Origin of the sequence: Roseateles saccharophilus (assembly GCF_004342485.1) — a bacterium.
GTDB classification, from domain to species: Bacteria; Pseudomonadota; Gammaproteobacteria; order Burkholderiales; family Burkholderiaceae_C; genus Pelomonas; species Pelomonas saccharophila.
In genome coordinates, this window is record NZ_SMBU01000076.1 from 1 (window position 1) to 6,344 (window position 6,344).

Consider the following 6,344-nt stretch of genomic DNA (forward strand, 5'->3'; position numbering starts at 1 on the left):
CGTCCCGCACTGCCGTCGGCGGCGTTCTCAACAACGCCCGAAATGTCCCTGGGACATCAGGCTCTGGCAGACCTCAAACAGCGACGGTCATAACAGGGCGGCTGCGTCACTTTGGGTGTCTGCAGCGATGCTTGCAAACGGTGTCGTCGCCACCATTGAAGACGCAAGTCCGGGCGGCTCTGACAACCCCGATGGATCGAGCACCCAAGTGGCAACGGGCTCGATTGCGTTCAAGTGCGCGGCGATGGCGGTCGGGTTGGCTTGCCTTGGGCTGGCGATCCAGTTCGCCTGACGGCCATGACCGGTCGGTCGTGAGGGGCCGCTTTCCGGCATCGCACCGGTAGCCAGAGGAACCTGATGCGGTCGCTCAGGTGTGCGATCGAATGCAGGCTTTCGATTGACGGTCAAGAGGTGGCTGGCTGCGCTGCGCCATAACGCAGCGCAGATCGACGATTGGCTGCCGGTACACAGCGGGGCGGTGCGCTGCAACTTGAAGTTTACGGCAAACTGCCGTAATATCTCCTCCGGAGGTCGTCATGGCAACAGAGCAGATCGCACGTCTCGAAGCGCGCCTACCGGCCAGCGTTTATGCCTTGCTCAAGCGCGCGGCAGAGCTGAAGGGTCGGAGCATCTCGGACTTCGTTGTCAGCGCAGCGCAGGACGCAGCCCAGCGCGCCATTGAGGACGAGGGCATCATCCGGCTGTCGGCCGAAGATCAGCAGCGCTTTGCCGCGGCGCTCATCAATCCGCCGGCCCCGAACTCGGCGTTGAAACGTGCCATGCGCCTTCACGCCAAGAATGTCGATGTGCGGTGACGGGCTTCTATTCCGAAGCACTCGGCAAGCACGACCGATCGGCGTTCGCGAGTGGCAATGAGCGCATCGACGCCTACTTTCGCCACACCGTATCGCAGGACATGAAGCGCGGCTACGCCGCCTGCTTCGTGCTGGTCGAGAAGGCCAGCGGCAAACTCGCTGGGCTCTACACCCTCGCGTCGCACAGCATTGCACTCACCGAACTGGCCGCCGACGTGGCGAAGAAGCTTCCGCGTTACCCGAGCGTCCCAGCGGCGCTGATCGGCTGGCTCGGCCGTGACGAGAGCTTTCGCGGCCAGCATGTCGGAGCGATGCTGCTGGCCGACGCGATCACGCGCCTGGCGACAGCACCGATCGGCGTTCACGCGATCTGTGCCGATGCGATCGACGTTGCTGCGGCCGCCTTCTATCGCGAACATCAGTTTCAACCCTTCGCCAGCCGCCCCAACAGTTTTTACCTGCCGATGAAGACGGCCCTGGCTCTGACGACGGGCAGCTCCAGTGAGGGGAAAGCATAGCGGCCTGAGGGCCAACGTCCGGTGTCTGCGCGAACTGGTACGCGCGCTGGGCAGGCGCGATCGGCCAGGAGCGGGCATTCGCAAAGGGCTGCTTCCGGGTAGCCCAAATGCACTCTGTCCTCAACCAAGGGGCCGCGCGACACAGATCGGTCCTGCTGTGTTTTGTACAGAAATCTGTATACTCATTGCATGAAGACAACGCTCGATCTGAACGACCAGTTGCTCGCCAACGCCAAGGCTCTGGCCGCGCAGCAGCGAACCAGCCTTACTCGTTTGATCGAAGAGGGGCTGCAGTTGCGGCTGCGCGCCAAATCCGTTGATCTGGCGCGACGCCAGACACGATTGCCTGTCTTCGAGGGGCGCGGTGGTCTTGTCGCGGGCGTGGAGCCGCGAAGCAACAAGGCGCTACTCGAGGCGTTGGGCGATGACGCCTGACGTCAACGTACTGGTGGCAGCGTCACGTAGCGATCATCCGCATCACACGGTTGCACGCACTTGGCTGGAAGCAGCGCTTGCTGCTGCAGAGAGCGGAGCTGCATTCACTTTGATGCCGATGGTGATCACCAGCATGTTGCGCTTGGTGACGAGCCCCAGAATCTTCGTGCAACCCACGCCCATTGCCGACGCCGTGGCCTTCGTCGATGCAATCCTGGCCATGCCTGGCGTCCAGTTGGCACCCTTGGGCCCGGAGTGGCCCAAGCTGCGGCAGCTTTGTTTGGAAAAGCAACTGAGCGGAAACGATCTACCTGATGGCTGGCTGGCGGCAGCGGTTGATCAGCAGGCCGAACACCTGGTCAGTTTCGATCGGGACTTCAAGAAGCTCTTGGCGCGCGCCCGGTTCACGCACCTGACGGCCTGAGTTTTCTGCCGTTTGCAGTGATTCCGGTCGAGTCAAGGTAGCTGGAGCTCTCTGAACAGACGGGAATCTGAAATAGTCGATGGCTGGCTGCGCCAGCCATGGTGTCAACGCGACTGCTTTCGACTTCCGCTGAGTGGCTTCTCGTCGAACTGACGGTTTCGGCCATGACCCGACGGTCGCGAGCCTCGGGTTGCTGGCAACCCGCTGGTAGTGCTTGATGCAGATGACGTGGAGCGCGTCGAGGCACTTGTTGATGCATTGCATTTGCATTACATTGGGCACATGAAGACCTCCACCCTCCCGGCCGTGCGTGTCGAGCCTGCGTTGAGAAACGACGCGGAGGCCGTCCTTGACGAAGGCGAATCGCTCTCCGATTTCGTTGCCTCGTGCGTACGCGATGGCGTCGCCTGGCGGCGTACTCAAGACGCCTTCCTCGCACGCGCCCGAGACGCCGTCGAGCGCTCTGAGCGTGAAGATAGCGGGGTCTCACCTCAGGAAGTGCTGCAGCAGATGGATGCCCGACTCGAAGCTGCGCGTCGGAGGCTGCCGGCGGGCAAGCAGGGCGCGGGGCAGTGACTGCCTACCGTGTCGTCCTGGCTGAGGAGGCCGCTGACGATTTGCTGCGGATCGATGATTTCATCATCGAACGTGAGCTCGCCAGCGCGACTCCTGACCTCGACATCGTGCGGCGTCTGAGAGATGCGGTCGACCGTGCGCTTCGACTGCTGGAGTTCTCACCGTACTCGTGCCGCAAGGCCACTCGCGCCGTAAACGACAGGCAACGCGAACTGATCATTCCCTTCGGGAGCGCCGGCCTTGTTGCCGCGTTTGAAGTCCGCGGCGAGGTGGTTCGCATCGGCGCCATTCGCCATCAGCTGGAGCAGGACTACCACTGATCCATCGGCACCTTCGGCAATCGCCTGACCCATTCGCTTCGCGACCGAGGGACTTTTGTCGGCCAGGAGCTGCCCTTCGCGAAAGTCGGCTTCGGAGGAGGCTGCCGAGGCGCTCGGCCGGATCGACACGGTCGACTCATGGATGTGTTTCGAACAAGATTGACAGGCAGAGGTGCGCGCTTTACGATATTCCAAATCGTAAAGAAGGGTGGAATATGTCGGAGCCAACCACCATCTCCAGCAAGGGCCAAGTCACCGTGCCGCGGGATGTCCGCGAGCGGCTTGGTCTGCAGGCCGGGGACAAAATCGCCTGGTCGATGCTGAGCAACGGGACGATCGTCCTGCGACCGAAGACGAGGCGGTTGGTCGATTTGGTGGGGATGCTGACTCAGCCCGGCCAGCCTGGCGTATCCGTCGACGAGATGCGCTTACCTGAATGAGCATCGCTATCGACACGAACGTCCTCGTTCGGATTCTTGTCCAGGATCCGACCGCGCCGGACCAGTGCGCCGCAGCACGCCGTCTCGTCACCGACGCCGCTGCCGCAGGCGAGCCGTTGCTCGTCAGCCTGTGCGCACTGCTCGAAACCGAGTGGGTACTTCGCAGCCGCTACAAGGTAAGCCGCAAGTCGATGTCGGCCGCATTCATCTCGATGCTGGAGACGCCTGGCATCGAATTCGAGCATGACGCCACGGTGGAAGAGGCCCTCTACTTGCTCGACCAGTTTCCGGCCGCAGACTTCGCCGACTGCCTTCTCGCTGCCAGAGCGACACACCTTGGTCGCGCGCGATTCGTGACCTTCGATGCCGGAGCTGCACGCCTGCCGCGCGGAGAGCTTCTGCAATAGAGCAAGGCCGCGTGCCCTCTCAGCAGTCGAGACCGGCCATTTGCTGCTGTCCGTCGGCGTCAGCTATCGGGATGCTCGACGAGCTGGCTGCGCCTCCCTGCGTCCATTGGAGCGCGCCTGATGATCTCGCGGATACAACCGCAGGCCTTGACGCTTGACGTCAAGCGAGTAGGATGTATAAACGCTTAAGGATATACATCATGGATCTGCAAATAGCCAAATGGGGCAACAGTCTTGCCCTGAGGATCCCCGCCGAAGTCGTGCGCCGGCTCGGATTGCGCGAAGGGGCTACTGTGGAGGCGCAGCTCACCGTGGACGGTAGCCTGTCCATTCGGCCGGCGCAGTGGAATCGCAAGGCATTCGCGCTCGAGCTGACCGAAGCCCGCGATGCCATGCCCATGAGCGAGCCCGTGATGGAGGAGCTGCGCGGCGGTGCGCGGTACTGACATGGTCTATGTCGATACCAGCGTCCTCGTGCCATTGTTCCTGAACGAGCCGTACAGCGTTGCAGCGGCCGACTGGTACGCCCGCGAAAAGAGCGAACTCGTTGCCGCGGCCTGGTGCATTCCGGAGTTCGCCAGCGCCCTCGGTATCAAGCGGCGCACCGGCGCCATCGATTCGCAGCAGGCCCAGGGGGCCTGGACGCGCTTCGAACGCATGGTGGCTGTCGACCTTCGACTGCTTCCGGTCGAGCCCGCCAACTTTCATCGCGCAGCCGAGTTGGTGCTCGACGCGTCGAGCGCGTTGCGCGCCGGCGATGCCCTGCATCTGGCGTGCGCCGAGGCTGCGGGTGCGAAGCACATGGCGACCCTGGACGATGTGCTGAGCCGCAATGCGCAGCGACTGAAAATCAAGCCGGTCATGCTGCGAGGCGCGTCCTGAAAGATGCGACGGGCCCGAAATGGCGATGACCCAGGACACTTATGGACGCCGCTGTCGGCCAGGAGCCGACGGTCGCGAAGGGCGGCTTTCGGATAGGCTGAGCGCGATGAAAAGCGCGTCGCATTACTTGGGCTGCGGCTTCGGAGTCGGCATGGGCAATTAGGCGCCCTGCGACTTGGCGGGCCGGCCGGCCCCGCCATCAATTCGAGACCGTGACGTTGGCAATGGCTCGTACCGGCGGGTTTGTGGCCACATCTGCGATGACGTGGTACGTTCCGGCGGTTGCAGGTGCGGAATAAACAATCTGATACGGAGCGTAATATTGCGACGAATCAGCAAGTGTTCCTCCGTTTGTCTCCATTACGGCCCACTTGACTGGGTAGATGACAGCTGCACATCCCGCCGCAGGGGCGTTAGGAACGTAACCGAAACACGGGACCTGTAGTCGAAGCGTCGTCGAAGTATTGACTTTTATCGTATAGCTGTCAGGAACGAAGAATGCGCTCGGGCCTACTGGCGCCTCTGGAGCCTCAGAAGTCCCGCCACCTCCGCAGGATGTAAGCCCCGGCGCCAGCGCAATGCCAATTGCGGTCCCAGCAGCAGTCATTGATCAACGGATGCGGGATTTTGAGTTTGAGTCCAATTGCATGCCCAGGTAAATTCCAGCGAATGCACGCCTCATCGCCGGCGAGCCATCGACAAGATATAGGAATATAAATGGCGACCCAGGCGTAATTTAGGGAGGTGGGCCTGCATGGTGAACATTTACGAACGCTGCCTCAGTCCTGAATATTTGGTAAAAGTCGCCGGGCTACCGCGGCAAAGGGCAACATCGGGTCGTGATGCTGAACTCGGCGCTTCAAAGACCTCATGTTCGCGACGAGTCGAATGCTGTTGGCGTCGATCGCGAATTGGGAGTACCGGCCATGACCAGTCGGTCGCGAAGGACGGCTTTCAGGTAGGCCGGCTTCATGCTCAAGCTGACCTCTTCTGAACGGGAGACCCTGACTGGACCACTGGTAATCGGCTGCGTTCTCGGCGCATTCGTCGGGTTTGCCAGCTGGGGCTTTGACAGCGAATACGGGCACCTCGGCCATCTGCGCATGCTGCTCAACGCCTTGGCCGCGTTCCTTGTATCTCTTGTGATCGTGACTGTCCCTTTTGGCGTACTGCCGGTCGCCGCCGGACGACGGCAACGGCGAAAGGGATCAGATGACGCCGAATGAGGTCCGGCTGGCTGGTCGCGGCCACAAACTGACAGTCTCGAAAGACGGCTTAGGGGCGGCTCACTCGGCAAATGCAACTTCGGCCTTGACAACCATGAAACATGTGGTTGCCCTGGCTCTCTGTTTCTCGTGCGTTACGGCAGCTTATGCGGACAGCAGTTCTGCGCCGAGGACCTTGGCGGCCTTCTTGTCAAAAGTCCACAGGGTGTGAACGGCGGTCAGGAAGCGCGCTTATTCGGCGGTGAGGACGCGGTTTTGTCTTGAGCCCTGGGAAGGGCCAATTGCAAGTGAGGATGGGAAG

Annotated in this window: 12 protein-coding genes; all 12 read left to right on the plus strand. The window is 61.7% G+C overall.

Annotation, left to right across the window (positions count from 1 at the left end; translation table 11 throughout):
* Nucleotides 1-292, plus strand: a 292-nt coding sequence (locus EV671_RS27120) for a hypothetical protein (protein ID WP_207911267.1), incomplete at its 5' end; no start/stop codon positions are given.
* 244 nt (nucleotides 293-536) lie between these two features.
* Complete coding sequence (locus EV671_RS26180) at nucleotides 537-815, plus strand: type II toxin-antitoxin system TacA family antitoxin (RefSeq protein WP_132576840.1); 279 nt, start codon at nucleotides 537-539, stop codon at nucleotides 813-815.
* Complete coding sequence (locus EV671_RS26185) at nucleotides 812-1,333, plus strand: GNAT family N-acetyltransferase (RefSeq protein ID WP_132576841.1); 522 nt, start codon at nucleotides 812-814, stop codon at nucleotides 1,331-1,333. The genes EV671_RS26180 and EV671_RS26185 overlap by 4 nt, the downstream gene beginning before the upstream one ends.
* Before the next feature lie 189 nt (nucleotides 1,334-1,522).
* Nucleotides 1,523-1,768: a DUF6364 family protein gene (locus EV671_RS26190; RefSeq protein WP_132576842.1), complete on the plus strand. Its 246-nt coding sequence runs from the start codon at nucleotides 1,523-1,525 to the stop codon at nucleotides 1,766-1,768.
* The gene (locus EV671_RS26195; protein WP_132576843.1) at nucleotides 1,758-2,192 is read left to right on the plus strand and encodes a TA system VapC family ribonuclease toxin; all 435 of its coding nucleotides are present in this window, start codon (nucleotides 1,758-1,760) and stop codon (nucleotides 2,190-2,192) included. Before EV671_RS26190 ends, EV671_RS26195 begins: the two co-directional genes overlap by 11 nt.
* 282 nt (nucleotides 2,193-2,474) lie before the next feature.
* Nucleotides 2,475-2,768, plus strand: coding sequence for a YlcI/YnfO family protein (locus tag EV671_RS26200; protein WP_132576844.1), 294 nt, complete (start codon nucleotides 2,475-2,477; stop codon nucleotides 2,766-2,768).
* Entirely contained in the window at nucleotides 2,765-3,088 is a 324-nt protein-coding gene (locus EV671_RS26205; RefSeq protein ID WP_243655899.1) for a type II toxin-antitoxin system RelE/ParE family toxin, read from the plus strand. The genes EV671_RS26200 and EV671_RS26205 overlap by 4 nt, the downstream gene beginning before the upstream one ends.
* Nucleotides 3,089-3,303: 215 nt before the next feature.
* The gene (locus EV671_RS26210) at nucleotides 3,304-3,528 is read left to right on the plus strand and encodes an AbrB/MazE/SpoVT family DNA-binding domain-containing protein (protein ID WP_132576845.1); all 225 of its coding nucleotides are present in this window, start codon (nucleotides 3,304-3,306) and stop codon (nucleotides 3,526-3,528) included.
* Nucleotides 3,525-3,935, plus strand: a complete 411-nt coding sequence (locus EV671_RS26215; protein WP_132576846.1) for a PIN domain-containing protein — start codon at nucleotides 3,525-3,527, stop codon at nucleotides 3,933-3,935. Before EV671_RS26210 ends, EV671_RS26215 begins: the two co-directional genes overlap by 4 nt.
* Nucleotides 3,936-4,135: 200 nt before the next feature.
* Complete coding sequence (locus tag EV671_RS26220; RefSeq protein WP_132576847.1) at nucleotides 4,136-4,381, plus strand: AbrB/MazE/SpoVT family DNA-binding domain-containing protein; 246 nt, start codon at nucleotides 4,136-4,138, stop codon at nucleotides 4,379-4,381.
* Nucleotide 4,382: 1 nt separating this feature from the next.
* Nucleotides 4,383-4,817, plus strand: a complete 435-nt coding sequence (locus EV671_RS26225) for a type II toxin-antitoxin system VapC family toxin (protein WP_132576848.1) — start codon at nucleotides 4,383-4,385, stop codon at nucleotides 4,815-4,817.
* Between the two features lie 971 nt (nucleotides 4,818-5,788).
* On the plus strand, nucleotides 5,789-6,043 hold the full coding sequence (locus tag EV671_RS26230; RefSeq protein ID WP_132576849.1) for a hypothetical protein: 255 nt from the start codon (nucleotides 5,789-5,791) through the stop codon (nucleotides 6,041-6,043).
* Nucleotides 6,044-6,344: the final 301 nt, after the last annotated feature.